Origin of the sequence: Mesorhizobium sp. M1B.F.Ca.ET.045.04.1.1, assembly GCF_003952465.1 — a bacterium.
Taxonomy (GTDB): Bacteria; Pseudomonadota; Alphaproteobacteria; order Rhizobiales; family Rhizobiaceae; genus Mesorhizobium; species Mesorhizobium shonense.
This window is the reverse complement of the sequence record NZ_CP034448.1, coordinates 726227-741226: the sequence shown is the minus strand read 5'-3', so window position 1 is coordinate 741226 and position 15000 is coordinate 726227. Positions and strand designations below refer to the sequence as shown.

16 protein-coding genes are annotated in these 15000 nt (G+C 64.8%); 15 read left to right on the top strand and 1 reads right to left on the bottom strand.

Features of this window, described 5'->3' with window-relative positions; genetic code table 11:
* Positions 1–21: 21 nt before the first annotated feature.
* From EJ071_RS03490 to EJ071_RS03480, 3 genes are all read left to right on the top strand, one after another.
* Positions 22–597 carry a YceI family protein gene (locus EJ071_RS03490; protein WP_126096833.1) on the top strand — a complete coding sequence of 192 codons (576 nt, stop codon included), beginning with the start codon at positions 22–24 and terminating at the stop codon, positions 595–597.
* Positions 598–865: 268 nt separating this feature from the next.
* Complete coding sequence (locus tag EJ071_RS03485; protein ID WP_126096832.1) at positions 866–1852, top strand: Gfo/Idh/MocA family oxidoreductase; 987 nt, start codon at positions 866–868, stop codon at positions 1850–1852.
* A 33-nt stretch (positions 1853–1885) separates the two neighbouring features.
* Complete coding sequence (locus EJ071_RS03480; protein ID WP_126096831.1) at positions 1886–3544, top strand: FAD-binding dehydrogenase; 1659 nt, start codon at positions 1886–1888, stop codon at positions 3542–3544.
* 33 nt (positions 3545–3577) lie between these two features.
* Here the strand turns inward: EJ071_RS03480 and EJ071_RS03475 are convergent, their stop codons facing one another.
* Complete coding sequence (locus tag EJ071_RS03475; RefSeq protein WP_126096830.1) at positions 3578–3943, bottom strand: VOC family protein; 366 nt, start codon at positions 3941–3943, stop codon at positions 3578–3580.
* A gap of 143 nt (positions 3944–4086) precedes the next feature.
* On the opposite strand from EJ071_RS03475, the gene EJ071_RS03470 reads away from it, so the two are divergent.
* From EJ071_RS03470 to EJ071_RS03415, 12 genes are all read left to right on the top strand, one after another.
* Entirely contained in the window at positions 4087–4407 is a 321-nt protein-coding gene (locus tag EJ071_RS03470; protein WP_210211910.1) for a hypothetical protein, read from the top strand.
* Between the two features lie 46 nt (positions 4408–4453).
* On the top strand, positions 4454–5350 hold the full coding sequence (locus tag EJ071_RS03465; RefSeq protein WP_126096829.1) for an RNA polymerase sigma factor: 897 nt from the start codon (positions 4454–4456) through the stop codon (positions 5348–5350).
* A gap of 124 nt (positions 5351–5474) precedes the next feature.
* Positions 5475–6110, top strand: a complete 636-nt coding sequence (locus EJ071_RS03460) for a Pr6Pr family membrane protein (RefSeq protein ID WP_210211909.1) — start codon at positions 5475–5477, stop codon at positions 6108–6110.
* 86 nt (positions 6111–6196) lie between these two features.
* Entirely contained in the window at positions 6197–6778 is a 582-nt protein-coding gene (locus tag EJ071_RS03455) for a TMEM175 family protein (protein ID WP_126096828.1), read from the top strand.
* Between the two features lie 179 nt (positions 6779–6957).
* A complete protein-coding gene (locus EJ071_RS03450; protein WP_126096827.1) occupies positions 6958–7263 on the top strand; it encodes a helix-turn-helix transcriptional regulator in 306 nt (101 codons plus the stop codon).
* Positions 7263–9278: a hydrogenase 4 subunit B gene (gene hyfB, locus EJ071_RS03445; protein ID WP_189521523.1), complete on the top strand. Its 2016-nt coding sequence runs from the start codon at positions 7263–7265 to the stop codon at positions 9276–9278. Before EJ071_RS03450 ends, hyfB begins: the two co-directional genes overlap by 1 nt.
* A complete protein-coding gene (locus tag EJ071_RS03440) occupies positions 9269–10225 on the top strand; it encodes an NADH-quinone oxidoreductase subunit H (RefSeq protein ID WP_126096825.1) in 957 nt (318 codons plus the stop codon). The genes hyfB and EJ071_RS03440 overlap by 10 nt, the downstream gene beginning before the upstream one ends.
* On the top strand, positions 10225–10887 hold the full coding sequence (locus EJ071_RS03435) for a hypothetical protein (protein WP_059186827.1): 663 nt from the start codon (positions 10225–10227) through the stop codon (positions 10885–10887). Before EJ071_RS03440 ends, EJ071_RS03435 begins: the two co-directional genes overlap by 1 nt.
* Entirely contained in the window at positions 10884–12335 is a 1452-nt protein-coding gene (locus EJ071_RS03430; RefSeq protein ID WP_126096824.1) for a hydrogenase 4 subunit F, read from the top strand. Before EJ071_RS03435 ends, EJ071_RS03430 begins: the two co-directional genes overlap by 4 nt.
* A gap of 19 nt (positions 12336–12354) precedes the next feature.
* On the top strand, positions 12355–13878 hold the full coding sequence (locus EJ071_RS03425; protein WP_126102465.1) for an NADH-quinone oxidoreductase subunit C: 1524 nt from the start codon (positions 12355–12357) through the stop codon (positions 13876–13878).
* Between the two features lie 21 nt (positions 13879–13899).
* Positions 13900–14439, top strand: coding sequence for an NADH-quinone oxidoreductase subunit B family protein (locus EJ071_RS03420; RefSeq protein WP_126096823.1), 540 nt, complete (start codon positions 13900–13902; stop codon positions 14437–14439).
* A gap of 110 nt (positions 14440–14549) precedes the next feature.
* Complete coding sequence (locus EJ071_RS03415; protein WP_126096822.1) at positions 14550–14909, top strand: VOC family protein; 360 nt, start codon at positions 14550–14552, stop codon at positions 14907–14909.
* Positions 14910–15000: the final 91 nt, after the last annotated feature.

Below are 15000 nucleotides of genomic sequence, written 5' to 3'. Positions count from 1 at the left end.
CTCAGCAAAAGGACCATCCCAATGTATAAGCGCATCCTCGGATTGGTGGCTGTCGCAGCGTGCCTTGCCGTGCCTGCCGCTGCGGCGGTCTCGCTCGGCGACGCCGCCGGCAGCTACACGATCAGTCCGGCGGCTTCCAGCATCCGCTTCACCGTCGGCAAGGCTGGGGGCGGCGGGTTCGACGGCGCCTTTGCCCGTTTCAAGGGAAACATCCGCATCGACAATAGCGATGTCGAGCGCTCGCGGGTTAACATCACCATTTTTCCCGAAAGCGTCGGCACCGGTCAGAACCGCATCGACGCCTTTCTGCGTTCCGACGCGGTGTTCGACGCCGCCAACAACCCGGAAATCCAGTTCCGTTCGACCAGTGTGAACCGCACCAGCGCCACCACGGCGGTCATCGACGGCCGGCTGACGGCGCGCGGCAAGACATTTCCGGAAAAGTTCACGGCCGAACTCGACGGGCTGAAGTCCGGCACCATCAAATTCCACGTCACCGGCAAGGTGCTGCGGTCGCGTTACGGCATGGATGTCGGCACGCCGCTCTATTCCAACGTCGTCGACTTCGACATGACGCTGACCGGGAGAAGGGGCTAGTTCTAAGCCCAGCCTCCTCGGGTTCGTCATCCCAGGGCGAAGCAAGGAGCAAAGCGACGCGCGCAGACCCTAGGATCCATTCCGTGACGCTAAGGCGTTGCAACGGTTACAGAATTCTGCACCGTTGCACTTTACGTCATAGGTCACGGAATGGATCCTCGGGTCAAGCCCGAGGATGACGAAGGCGCTTTGTGACCCGCGTCTGCGATTGGCTTTTCTGCTGAATTAGGGCACACCTCCATCGATGTAATCGACATGGAGAAGCGCAATGTTCCGATGGGGTGTTCTGTCGACGGCCAAGATCGGCCGCGAGCAGCTTTTGCCGGCGATCGTCGATTCGGAAAACGGTGTGCTGTCGGCGCTCGCCAGCCGCGACCTGTCGAAGGCCAAGGCCCTTGGCGAACGCTTCGGCGCTCGCCACGCCTTCGGTTCCTATGAGGACCTGCTCGCTTCCACGGAGGTCGACGGCGTCTATATCCCGCTGCCCACCTCGCAACATGTCGAGTGGACGGCGAAGGCGATTCAAGCGGGAAAACATGTGCTGGTCGAGAAACCTCTGGCGCTCGACGCCAAGGACATTCCGCCGCTGATCAAGCTGCGCGATGAGAAGAAGGTGCTGGTCTGCGAGGCCTTCATGGTCGTCTACCACCCGCAATGGATCAAGGTGCGCGACCTCATCGCCGGCGGCGCCATCGGCCGGCTGCGCCACGTGCAGGGCGCGTTTTCCTATTACAATGTCGACCCCAAGAACATGCGAAACCAGCTCGATCTCGGCGGCGGCGCGCTGCCCGACATCGGCGTCTATCCGACGGTGTCGACACGGTTCTCGACCGGCAGGGAGCCGGTCCGCGTCCAGGCCCATATCGAGCGCGACAGGACCTTCGGCACCGACATCTATTCCTCGATCCGCGCCGATTTCGGCGACTTCGAACTGTCCTTCTACCTATCGACGCAGATGGCCGCGCGGCAGGTGATGGTGTTCCACGGCGAGAAGGGTTTCATCGAGGTTTTTGCCCCGTTCAATGCCGGTCTCTACGACCACCACCGCATCGAATTGCACAACCAGAACCACACCGAGGCGCAGGTGTTCCGCTTCCCCGGCACGCAGCAATACAGGCTTGAGTGCGAAGCCTTCGTGCGCGCCGCCCAAGGCGGCAAGGACCGCGTCTTCACGCTGGAGGAATCGGTGCTCAACCAGAAGGTCATCGACGCCATCTTCCGCGCCGGCAACAAGGACGGCTGGGAACCCGTCTGAGAGATCGCCAAAGGACGGCTGGGGGGAGAAAATATGGCTGACGACGCGGACGTCATCATTGTCGGCGCGGGGCTGGCCGGCCTCGTCGCCGCCGCCGAACTGGCCGGGGCCGGCAAAAAGATCATCATCGTCGACCAGGAGCCGGAGCAATCGCTGGGCGGCCAGGCCTTCTGGTCGTTCGGCGGGCTTTTCCTGGTCGATTCGACCGAGCAGCGGCGCATGCGCATCCGCGATTCGCACGACCTCGCGCTCGAGGACTGGCTGGGCACCGCCGCCTTCGACCGCCCGGAGGATTTCTGGCCGCGCCAATGGGCGGAAGCCTATGTCGGCTTCGCCGCCGGCGAGAAGCGTTCCTGGCTGATCGAGAGGGGCTTAAAATTCTTCCCCGTCGTCGGCTGGGCCGAGCGCGGCGGCGGCAATGCCTCAGGCCACGGCAATTCGGTGCCGCGCTTCCACATCACCTGGGGCACGGGACCCGGCGTGCTCGAACCGTTCGTGCAGCGCGTCCGCGAGGCGCAAAAGCGCGAGCTCGTTCAGTTCAAATTTCGCCACCGCGTCAACGAGATCACGCGCACCGGCAAGACGGTGACCGGCGTGCGCGGCGACATTCTCGAGCCGAGCAGCGTCGAGCGCGGCCACAAGAGCTCGCGCGAAATCGTTGACGATTTCGAACTTCACGCTCAAGCGGTGATCGTCGCGTCCGGCGGCATCGGCGGCAATCACGAGCTGGTGCGCCAGAATTGGCCCGAACGCCTGGGCGCGCCGCCGAAGCGCATGATCACCGGCGTGCCAGACCATGTCGACGGCCGCATGCTGGCGATCTCGGAAGCGGCGGGCGGCAGGATCATCAACCGCGACCGCATGTGGCATTACGTCGAAGGCATCAAGAACTGGGCGCCGATCTGGACGGAGCATGCGATTCGCATCCTGCCCGGCCCATCATCGCTCTGGCTGGACGCGCGCGGAAAGCGGCTGCCGGTGCCGCTCTATCCGGGCTTCGACACTTTAGCCACGCTCAATCACATCATGGGCACGGGCTTCGACTATTCCTGGTTCATCCTGACCAAGAAGATCATCCAGAAAGAATTCGCGCTTTCGGGCTCCGAGCAGAACCCCGACCTCACGGGGAAAAGCTGGCGGCAGGTGCTGGGCCGCGCGACGTCGGGCATTCCCGGCCCGGTGAAAGCCTTCATGGAAAAGGGTGAGGATTTCATCGTCGAGTCGGACCTTTCGAAGCTGGTGGCGCGGATGAACGCGCTGGCCGGCGGCGAACCGCTGCTCGATGTGGCGCAGGTCGAACGCGAGATCCGCGCCCGCGACATGCAGCTCGACAACCCGTTCTCCAAGGATGCGCAGATCACCGCGCTGCGCGGGGCGCGCGCCTATCTCGGCGACAGGCTGATCCGCACGGCGAAGCCGCACAAGATGCTCGATCCGGCGAACGGCCCGCTGATCGCCGTGCGCCTCAACATCCTGACCCGCAAGACCCTGGGCGGCCTGCAGACCGATCTCGACAGCCGTGTGCTCGATGCCGATGGCCAGCCGGTGCCGGGGCTCTACGCGGTTGGCGAGGTCGCCGGCTTCGGCGGCGGCGGCGTACATGGCTATGCGGCGCTGGAAGGCACCTTCCTCGGCGGCTGCATCTTTTCCGGCCGCAGCGCCGGAAGGGCTGCGGCGAAGGCGGTCGCCTGACCGCATAGGTCGGCGACCGCGAGGCGATGCCAGCTACCGGCTGGCCAACACCATGCGGTTGCCTTCGCTGTCGCGGAACTCGGCGACGGTGCGGCCCGGCTGCCATGGCGCTTCCTGCGGCTCGGTGACGATCTCGACGCCTTTAGCCTTGAGCGATGCGACCCTTGCCTCGACATCATCGTCGACCAGGACGAGCACCGGATCCGGGCTCGGGGTCGCATCGGCGCGACTGATGAAATGCAGGTTGGTGACCGCGTGAGGGAACGCCAGCTCTACCCAGCGCCAGCCACCATCGCCCATCGACTGGTCGGCTATGACTTGGCACGCAAGGTTGTCGGTGTAGAACGCCTTGGCGCGGTCCTGGTCGTACACCGGAAGTTCGGCAAATTGGATATGCATGATGTCTCTCTCCTTATCGCGGCCGCGGGCGCGGCCTTTGCGTATGACGTTTGCGGCCGGCAAAAAGATTCGCGTGCCGGTGAGAATCTTTTCGGCGGCACGAAACGTCTTCCTTACGCAGACACGTCAAACAGGAGACGACCATGACCTACAACCTCATCCGCTACGGCGTGAAGGATGCCAGCATCGCCGAGAACCGGGCGCTGGTGGCAAAGGTGTTCGAGGCGCTGGATGAAACCAAGCCGCAATCCGTGCGCTACCTCGTGCTCGAGCTGGAGAACGGCGAGTTCGTCCACCTTGTCGGTTATGACAAGGACAGTTCGGAACTGACCGGGCTCGACGCATTCAAGGCCTTCGGCGCCGATCATTCCGGGCGGCGCTCAACACCGCTTGCGAGGTCAGCAGCGAAGATCGTCGGCAATTATCGTATGCTGGCGAAAACCGACGAGGCCGTGCCGGCCTGACCGGGCGCGGCATGGCTCGACGAGCCGATCAAAGAGAACGAGGACGATGAGCATAGCGACACTCGACCGCGCGGCGCTTGAAGCCATGCTCGTCGGCATGCGTCCGAAACTGCACCGCTATGCGGCGCGCATGGCCGGCTCGACGCTCGAGGGCGAGGACATCGTGCAGGAGACCGTGGTGAAGGCGCTTGCCGCGCATGACGGCGGCGCCGCGGTCGAACGCCCCGAGCAATGGCTGTTCCGGATCGCCCACAATGCGGCGCAGGATCATTTGCGCCGCCGCCAGCGGGAGCGCTCCCGCATGACCGAGGCCGACATGACAACGGTTGTGGACCTCTCCGCGAGCGCGGAGGCACGGCTTGCGGCCGCGACCAGCCTGCGCAGCTTTATGCAGCTTACGCCGGCGCAGCGCAGCGCCGTGATCCTGGTCGACGTGCTCGGCCTCAGCCTCTATGAAACCTGCGAGGTGACAGGCGCCACGCTTGCCGCCACCAAGGCGGCGCTGCATCGCGGCCGGGCCGAGTTGAAAGCGCTGGCATCGGCGCCGGACGAAGCGGTCATGCCGAAGCTCGATCCGGAAGAAGAGCGCCGGCTGCGCCGCTATATCGACCTGTTCAACGCGCGCGACTTCGATGGGGTCAGGGCGCTGATCGCCGAAGATATCCAGCTCGACGTCGTCAACCGGACCCGCCTCACGGGCAAGAAAGAGGCCTCGACATATTTCGGCAATTACGACCGCCTCAGCGACTGGGCGCTGTCGCTCGGCTTCGTCGACGGCCGGCCGGCGATCCTGATCCGCAACCCGCAGGCGGGCGATGCGGTGCGCGGCTTCGTGCTGATCGACTGGCGCGGCGATGAGGCCGTCCGCATCCGCGATTTCCGCTACGCGCCTTATTGTGCCGCGGAGGCGGACATCCGCTTGGTCTCTGGCGAGCGGGCATGACGGGATTGCGCTAAGATCGTTTCGCCGGATTCCGCCATTTCCTCTCTGATCGGGCCGAGTTTCCTCCCGCTACCGACACGTCTATAAATCCGCAGCGGGGCGTTGGGCAGAACGGACGCGGGTTGTGACGCAGGCTGGTCTCGAAACGCACGGCACCGCAGCACGGATGCTCGCTGCGCTTGTCGCGCTGGCGGCCTGGGCCGGCATCGCCGTGCATTTTCACGCGCTCTCCGACGGGCCGGCGACTTGGCCCGCCGCGCTTTGGGCCCTGGCTGGCTATTTCACGATCACGACCAACCTGCTGGTCGCAATCGTGTTCACCGGCGTTGTGATAAAGGCGCGGTTCGCCACGCCGTGGCTGCTGGGCGCAACCTTGCTCAACATCCTGCTTGTCGGCATCGTCTACGGGCTCCTGCTGCAGGGCCTGAAGGAGTTGACCGCCGGCTCGCAGCTCGCCAACATCCTCCTTCATCGGGTGACGCCGGCGCTGACGACCGTTTTCTGGCTGGCCTTTGTCCGCAAAGGCACGCTGACCTGGCGGGCGCCATTTGTCTGGGCGCTCTATCCGCTCTTTTATCTCGCCTACGCCCTGGTTCGCGGCGCGGCGGAAGCACGTTACCCCTATCCGTTCATCGACGTCGTCCGGATCGGCTGGGAGCAGACCCTTGCCAACAGCGCCTCGATCGCCCTTGCCTTCGTTGCGGCGGGAGAGGTGCTGGTCTGGCTCGATCGGCGGCTCGGCGGAAAGACAAGGTCGTGAGCGGGCCGCCGGCACAGCATCCGCAATCGCTATTCCGGCCGGCAAGGCTATATTCGACCTGATCGCACCAGCGGAAGAATGGTCACATGCTTCCTTCAGCAGGACTCGAGCGGCTGAACGCGTTCTCCGACGGCGTGTTCGCCGTGCTCATCACCGTGCTGGTGCTGGAGCTTCGCCCACCGGAGATTCCGACCTTCGTGGCATTGCTCGCCCTTTGGCCGACATGGCTGAGTTATGGCGTGAGCTACCTCTTCATCGCCATCGTCTGGGCGAACCACCATCATCTGCTGCGCCACGCGAGCGAGATGACGGCACGCCTGATGTGGCACAATTTCGCGCATCTGTTCTCGGTCTCGCTGCTGCCGCTGGCCACCGCCTGGATGGCCGTCAGCGAGCTGTCACCGCAACCGGTCGCTTTTTATGCCGGTGTCTTCTTCCTGGTGAACCTGACCTACATTTTCCTCATTCGCGAGCTGATCGAGCCGATGCCGGTCGAGGTCATCCCGCTCAACGTCCGCAAGGCCATGCGCATCCGCTCGATCGCAACGCTTTGCCTGTTTGGGCTCGCGGCACTCGTCGCGCTGAAATACCCGATCATCGGACTGGCCATCTGTTGCTGCTGTCTGGCCGTGTATCTCAGGCCCGAGGCGCCCGGGGCGCGGAATTAGAGCGCATCGCTGAAAGACGGATTCAGGCGACGCGCCTAAATCTTCCTGCTACGCGACCAACCTCGCCCACGCCACCATCAACATCCATGTCTTAAACATCATTTATTGACGATGAGACCTTTTAATGTATGCTGGAGATCCGAGACCTCATATCTCAGAACTGAACAAGAGAGTCGCCGGTGATAACCGCACCGCAATTGCGCGCCGCCAGATCGCTGCTCGGCATCGATCAGCGCCGGCTTGCCGAATTGTCCGGCCTGTCGGTGCCGACGATCCAGCGCATGGAAGCCAGCGGCTCGATCATCCGGGGCAATGTCGATTCGCTGATGAAGCTGATCGCGGCGCTCGAGGTGGCCGGCATTGAATTGATCGGGGAAGGCGCGGTCAGCCAGGGCGGCGGACGCGGCGTGCGGCTGAAGGCCGGCTTCGATCCGGCCAGGGCGGCCGATACCGGCGATGCCGGGCTCGGCGGGAGCCTGCCGTGATTTCGACCGTCGCGCTTCTGTTGTGCGGCCCCGCCGCGCTTCTGGCGACAGCCATCCTGGGCGGAGCCGCCAGCCGGCGCGCCTCGGCGACGCGTCTGGTCTATGGCGCGGCGCTCGCCATTTCGGCCGCCTTGCTCGTCATCGTCGCAGGCCACCTCGCGGGCAATCCCGGTGAGGTGTCCACTGCCACCTTGCCGCTCGGCCTGCCTTGGATCGGTGCCCGGTTTCGGCTCGACGGCCTGTCGGCCTTCTTTCTCGTCGTCGTCAACCTGGGCGGCGCCATCACCAGCCTCTACGGTCTTGGCTACGGCCAGCACGAATCCCAGCCGCATCGCGTGCTGCCGTTCTATCCGGCCTTTCTCGCCGGCATGAACCTTGTCGTGCTGGCCAACGACGCCTTCAGCTTCCTTTTGTCTTGGGAATTCATGTCGCTTGCCTCCTGGGCGCTGGTCATGGCGCATCACCGCGATGCGGAAAACAGGCGGGCCGGCTACATCTATCTGGTGATGGCAAGCTTCGGCACGCTGGCGCTGCTGCTTGCCTTCGGCCTGCTGGCGGGATCGACGGGAACCTATACGTTCGACGCCATGCGGGCCGCGCAACCCGGCCCGCTCGCCGCCGGCACGGTGCTCGCCCTCATGCTGCTCGGCGCCGGCTCAAAGGCCGGGCTCGTGCCGCTGCACGCCTGGCTGCCGCTTGCCCATCCGGCAGCACCCAGCCACGTCTCGGCGCTGATGAGCGGCATCATGACCAAGGTCGCCATCTACGGTTTCATCCGCGTGGTGTTCGATCTGCTCGGCGCGCCGGCATGGTGGTCCGGCGTCGCAGTGCTTCTCATCGGCGGCGTGACGGCGGTTCTGGGCATCCTCCATGCGCTGATGGAAAAGGATCTCAAGCGGCTGCTTGCCTACTCGACCATCGAGAACATCGGCGTCGTCTTTGCGAGCCTCGGCCTTGCGCTGGCCTTCAAGGCGAACGCCATGCCATCGGCCGCGGCGCTGGCCTTCACCGCGGCGCTGTTCCACGTGCTCAACCATTCCTTCTTCAAGAGCCTGCTGTTTTTCGGCGCCGGCGCCGTGCTGACGGCGACCGGCGAGCGCGACATGGAAAAGCTCGGCGGCCTCATCCATCGCTTGCCGGTGACCAGCTTCGTCTTCCTCGTCGGCTGCGTCTCGATCTCGGCGCTGCCGCCGTTCAACGGCTTCGCCTCCGAATGGCTGGTCTTCCAAGCCATATTGCAGAGCCCCGAGCTGCCGCAATGGGGCCTGAAGGTCATCGTGCCCGCCGTCGGCGGCATGCTGGCGCTGGCGGCGGCGTTGGCCGCGGCCTGCTTCGTCAAGGCATTCGGCATCACCTTCCTTGGCAGGGCGCGATCGGCGGTGGTGGAACGAGCGCATGAGGTCGACCGCTGGTCGCTGGCGGCGATGGTCGTGCTCGCGGTCTTGTGCCTGCTCGCCGGCATCCTGCCCGGTTTCGTCATCGACAGCCTGTCGCAGGTTGCGCTTTCGCTCATCGGCGACCGCATGCCGGTTCAGACGGCGCAGCCATGGCTGTCGATCGTGCCGATCGCCGAGAGCCGTAGCTCCTACAACGGCCTGCTGGTGTTCGTCTTCATCACCATCTCGGCCTCGCTCGCGGCCTTCTTCATTCACCGCTTCGCCTCGCACGCGCTGCGCAGGGGCCCGGCATGGGGATGCGGCTTCGCAGAGGCGACACCCGCCGCGCAATATACCGCCGTCAGCTTCGCGCAGCCCATTCGCCGGGTCTTCGGCGGCTTCGCGTTCCGCGCCCGGGAGACGGTGGAAATGCCGGCGCCGGGCGCGCTCGACCCGGCGCGCTTCAAAGTGGAAATCCATGATGTAGCCTGGGAGACGTTCTACCAGCCGATCTCCGGCGCGATCGATTTCGCCACCGAGCGGCTGAACTACCTGCAGTTCCTGACGATCCGCCGCTATCTGACGCTGGTCTTCCTCTACCTCGTCATCCTGCTCCTGGTGCTTGCGCTATGGCCGTGATTTTCGAGCTGGCCGTGCAGGGCGCGCAGATGTTTTTGGTGCTTGCGCTGGCGCCGCTGCTGATCGGCTTCGTGCGCAAGGTGAAGGCGAGGCTGGCGAGAAGGCAGGGACCTTCGCTGATCCAGCCCTATCGCGATCTGATCAGGCTGATGCGCAAGGAGGTCGTGCTGGCGGACAATGCCTCCTGGCTGTTCCGCGTGACGCCCTATCTGATCTTCGCCGCCACCTGGGTCGCGGCGGCGCTCGTTCCGACATTCGCCGCCGGCCTTCAGTTCAGCTGGACCGCCGACCTCATCGTCATCGTGGCGCTGCTCGGCAGCGCGCGCTTCTTCCAGGCACTGGCCGGAATGGACGTCGGCACCAGTTTCGGCGGCATCGGTGCCAGCCGCGAGGTGATGATCGCCTCGCTCGCCGAACCGGCGATGTTGCTCATCGTGTTCAGCCTGGCGCTGGTCGCCGGCGCCACGCAGCTTTCGACGGTCGCCGCCTTCATGGGCTCGCCGGAGGTCGGACTGCGGGTGTCGCTCGGCATGTCGCTGATCGCCCTGGTGATGGTGGCGATCGCCGAGAACGCGCGCATACCGGTCGACAATCCTGCCACGCATCTGGAGCTCACCATGGTGCATGAGGCGATGATCCTGGAATATTCCGGCCGTCATCTGGCGATGATCGAGCTCGCCACCTTCATCAAGCTCCTGCTCTATGTGTCGCTGATCTCCTGCGTCTTCCTGCCCTGGGGCCTGGCGCATGCCGGGGCGGGGCCGAAAGCGCTGGCCATCGGCGCCGCCGCCTATCTCGCCAAGCTTGCCGCGCTTGCCATCCTGCTTGCCGTGTTCGAGACGGCGGTCGCCAAGATGCGTGTCTTCCGTGTGCCGGACTTCCTGGGCGCGGCGCTGATGCTGGCGCTGCTTGGCACGCTCCTGCTGTTCGTCTCGCGGAGCCTGTGATGAACGGTCTCACCTTCGATATCGCCCATCTGCTCGCCGGCAGCCTGGTGCTGGTCTCCTTCATGATGCTCTACCAGGACCGCCTGTTCGCCCTGATCAACGTCTTTGCCTTGCATGCGGTTGTGCTTGCGCTCTCGGTGGCCTGGCAGGCCTATATCCAGGACGCCCATCATCTCTACATCACCGCGGCAATAGCGCTGGTCTTCAAGGCGATCGTCATTCCGGTCGGGCTGCATCGCATCATCCAGCGGCTCGGTATCCATCGCGACATCGAGACCGCAGTCGGCATCGGCCCGACCATGCTCGCGGGCATCGGGCTGGTGACGCTCTCCATGGTTCTGATGCTGAGAGTAACGCCCGAGGCCGACCCGCTCGCCCGCGAGGACCTGGCCTTCGCGCTGTCGATCATCTTGCTGGGTCTGCTGGTGATGGTCACCCGGCGCAACGCCGTCAGCCAGGTCGTCGGCTTCATGTCGCTGGAAAACGGCCTGGTGCTGGCCGCTACCGGCGCCAAGGGCATGCCGCTGGTCGTCGAGATCAGCGTCGCCTTCTCGATCCTGATCGCCTTCATCGTCATCGGCGTCTTTCTGTTCCGCATCCGGGAACGGTTCGATTCGGTCGATGTTGGCGCGCTCGACGACTACCGGGGAGAGCGCCGGTGACCGGATTTTCCTTCGATGCCGTCGCCGCGATCCTGCTGGTGCCCGCCGGTGCCGCCGCCCTTCTGGCGGCGATGCCGAACTACAAGATGACGGCGATCGTGAACGTGATAGCGAGCCTCCTCACTTTGCTCGCCGCGCTGTCGCTCTTCGTCACCGAAAGGCCGGAACCCGGGCAGTATCTCATCGTCGACGATCTCAACATCGTCTTCATCGTGCTCAACACATTCGTCGGCTTCACCACCAGCGTGTTCAGCGCGTCCTATATCGCGCATGAGCTGGAGACCGGCCGGCTGACCGCGCCGAACCTCCGTTTCTACCACGCGATGTACCAGATCATGATGTTCGGCATGAACCTGGCCTTCGTTTCGAACAATATCGGTCTGATGTGGGTCGCGGTAGAGCTTGCCACGCTGACCACCGTGCTGATGGTCGGCATCTACCGCACGCACGAGGCGCTTGAAGCGGCCTGGAAATATTTCATCTTGGGAAGCGTCGGCATCGCGCTCGCTTTGTTCGGCACCATCCTCGTCTACATGGCGGCACAACCGGTCGTCGGAGAGGGCACCAATGCGATGGTCTGGTCGGTGCTGATCGAAAAGGCGGCGCATTTCGATCCCGCGCTCCTCAGCGTCGCCTTCATCTTCCTGCTGCTCGGCTACGGAACCAAGGTGGGGCTCGCGCCGCTGCATGCATGGCTGCCCGACGCGCATGCCGAGGGCCCGACGCCGATTTCGGCGGTGCTGTCGGGTCTTCTGCTCAACGTCGCGCTCTACGCGGTGCTGCGCTTCAAGCTCTTGCTCGCCGCCAGCCCGGAGGCGATCGGCCCAGGACCGCTGATGGTCACGATGGGGCTGACCTCGCTGATCTTCGCGGCCTTCATGCTCTACCGCCGCCGCGACATCAAGCGCCTGTTCGCTTATTCCTCGATCGAGCACATGGGCATCATCGTCTTCGCCTTCGGCATGGGCGGTCCGCTCGCCAACTTCGCCGGCCTGCTGCACATGGTCATGCACAGCCTGACCAAGTCGGCGATCTTCTTCGCTGTCGGCCATATCGCGCAGGTCAAGGGCACGCAGAAGATCTCCGAGATCAGAGGGTTGACCGAAAGCCATCCCGGGCTTGGCTGGGCGCTCGTCATCGGCGTCGTGGCAATAGCCGGCCTGCCGCCGCTCGGCATCTTCATGAGTGAATTCCTGGTCGTCAGCTCGACCTTCGCCCGGCATCCGTGGCTGGCGATCCCGCTGGTGTTCGGGCTGCTGATCGCCTTCGGCGCGCTGCTTTTGCGACTGACCGGCCTTGCCTTCGGCGAGCCGCGCGGCGGCACGGCGCCGGTCGAGGCGTCCTATGTGCCGATGTACTCGCATCTCGCCTTGGTGTTTGCCGCTGGCATCTATCTGCCGGCGCCGCTGGTCGCGTGGTTCCAGCATGTCGCCGGCATCCTGGGGTGAGGCCATGAGCAAGAAAAGCATGCTCGCGCTCGCAGATCTCATCGAGACCGACCACCCGGTCGAGCATCACGCTCCCTGGCGCCGCGTGGTGGTGACCCCGAAAGTCTGGAACCTTGCCGTCGAACAGCTCGCCGGCGGCCGCTGGAGCCTGCTCGGCCTGTGGGGGGAGCCGGACAGGGTGCACATGGCGCTTCTCGACGAAGCGCGGAACATCGGCGTGATCAGCCTGGACTGCCGCGGCGGCCGCTACCCGTCGGTCGGCCAGCACCACCCGCCGGCGCTGCGGCTGGAACGCGCCGCGGCGGACCTCTTCGGGCTGGCGCCGCAAGGCCTGCCCGACACCCGCCGCTGGCTCGACCATGGCCAATGGGGCGTCTTGCATCCGCTGGCGGCGCGGCCCGGTGGGCCGGCGGCCCCCTCCTCCTACCGCTTCCTCGCGGCGGAAGGCGAAAGCCTCCACCAGATCGCGGTCGGGCCGGTGCATGCCGGCATCATCGAGCCTGGGCATTTCCGCTTCACGGCAAGCGGCGAAACGGTGGTGCGGTTGGAGCAGCGGCTGGGATATGTGCACAAGGGCATCGAAGGCTTGATGGCGGGCGCGCCGATCGATCGTGCGGCAAAATTCGCGGGTAGGACGTCGGGCGACAGCACCGTTGCCTATTCCCTTGCCTTCGCCCGCGCGGCGGAGGCGGCGCTCGGGCTCACGCCACCGCCGCGCGCGGTATGGCTGCGGGCGCTGATGGCCGAGCTGGAGCGCCTTGCCAACCACCTCGGCGATATCGGCGCCATTTGCAACGACGCCGCCTTCGCGCTGATGCACGCGCATTGCGGCGTGCTGCGCGAACGCGTGCTGCGCGCCGCCGACGCCGCCTTCGGCCACCGCCTGATGCGCGACCGCATCGTGCCCGGCGGCGTTGCAATCGATCTGAACGAGGCCGGGACCAGCGCTATCCGTTCGCTGGTCGCGGAGATCAGGCAGCGCTTTCCGCATCTGGTCGAACTCTACGACAACACCGCGTCGCTGCAGGACCGGACGGTGGCGACCGGCCGCGTTCAGGTCGGACTTGCACGGCAATATGCCGCCGGCGGCTATGTCGGCCGGGCATCGGGGCGCGATTTCGATGCGCGGCGCGATCTTGCCTACGCGCCCTATGACCAGCTCACCTTCAATGTGCCGGTCCTTCAGGAAGGCGACGTCAACGCGCGCGTCTGGATCCGCGTGCGGGAGGTCGAGCAGAGCCTGTCGCTCGTCGAGGAGATATTGGGGCGGCTGCCCGCCGGCCCGATCCGCGTCGACATCGCCCGGGCAGACAATGGCTCGGATGGACCGCGCGAGGGCATGGCGCTGGTCGAGGGTTTCCGCGGCGACATACTGGCCTGGCTGCGCATCGGCGAGGAGGGCTTGATCGAGCGCTGCCACCTGCGCGACCCCTCATGGTTCCAGTGGCCGCTCCTGGAAGCGGCGATCGAAGGCAACATCGTCGCCGACTTCCCGCTCTGCAACAAATCGTTCAACTGCTCCTATTCCGGCCACGATCTTTAACGTGGTCCAAGGCACGCCGTCATGCGCAAGCTCCTCTTCGAAAGCCTGATCCGCCCGCCCTTGACCGAGCATCCGCCTGAGGTGAGCGATGCGGCGGTCGACGAGCTGGCGCGCGCGCTTGACGGCGTTGCCCGCAAGCGGCTCGGCCGAAGCCTGTCGATCCGTGCCGTCGACGCCGGCTCCTGCAATGGCTGCGAGCTCGAGATGCATGCGCTCAACAACGCCTTCTACGACATCGAGCGCTTCGGCTTCCGCTTCGTCGCGTCGCCCCGCCATGCCGACGTGCTTTTGGTCACCGGGCCGGTCACCAGGAACATGCGCGAGGCGCTGAAGCGGACCTTTGACGCGACGCCCAACCCGAAATGGGTGGTCGCGCTCGGCGACTGCGCCAAGGACGGCGGCTGCTTCGCCGGCAGCTACGCAATTGTGGGCGGCGTCTCGGACGTAGTGCCTGTCGACCTGCATATCCCGGGCTGTCCGCCACGGCCGATCGAGATACTCAAGGGATTGATCGTTCTGCTCGACGGCGCGAACGGGAAGGGCGGCGCTTCCAGGGGCTGAACCCATAGAGCCTTTCACCGTTTCATGGAAACAGCGAACCGCGCTCGTGGAACGTCACGCAGATCCATGCGTTTGCGCATAAACCTGCGCGGTGATGACGGAGCGCGCACATGGCATCCATCCGATACATTGTGACGAACGTGGATAGATCGGTCGAATTCTACCGCGATAAGCTCGAGTTCTCAGTGAACATGCACAATCCCGGCAAGTTCGCAGCGCTTGTTCGTGGTGATCTGACGCTCTATTTGAGCGCCCCAGGAGCGGGCAGTGGAGGAACCGCAGGCGGCGATCCGGAGCCTGGCGGATGGAACCGGTTTATGATTGTTACGAAGGACTTGGACGGTCTCGTCAGCCGGTTGAACGCCGGTGGGGCCGAATTCAGAGGAGCAATCAGCGAAGCCGGCGCCGGTCGAGCCAGGCTTCTGAAAGACCCATCCGGCAACTTGATTGAGCTGTTTGAATTCAAATAATTAATGCTGCTGGCCGTCTCCTCTGCGCGGGATAGCAGCATATAGTATCGTTCCCGCGTCAGGCTCGTTCGCGCGTCAATCCGGCGCGCTT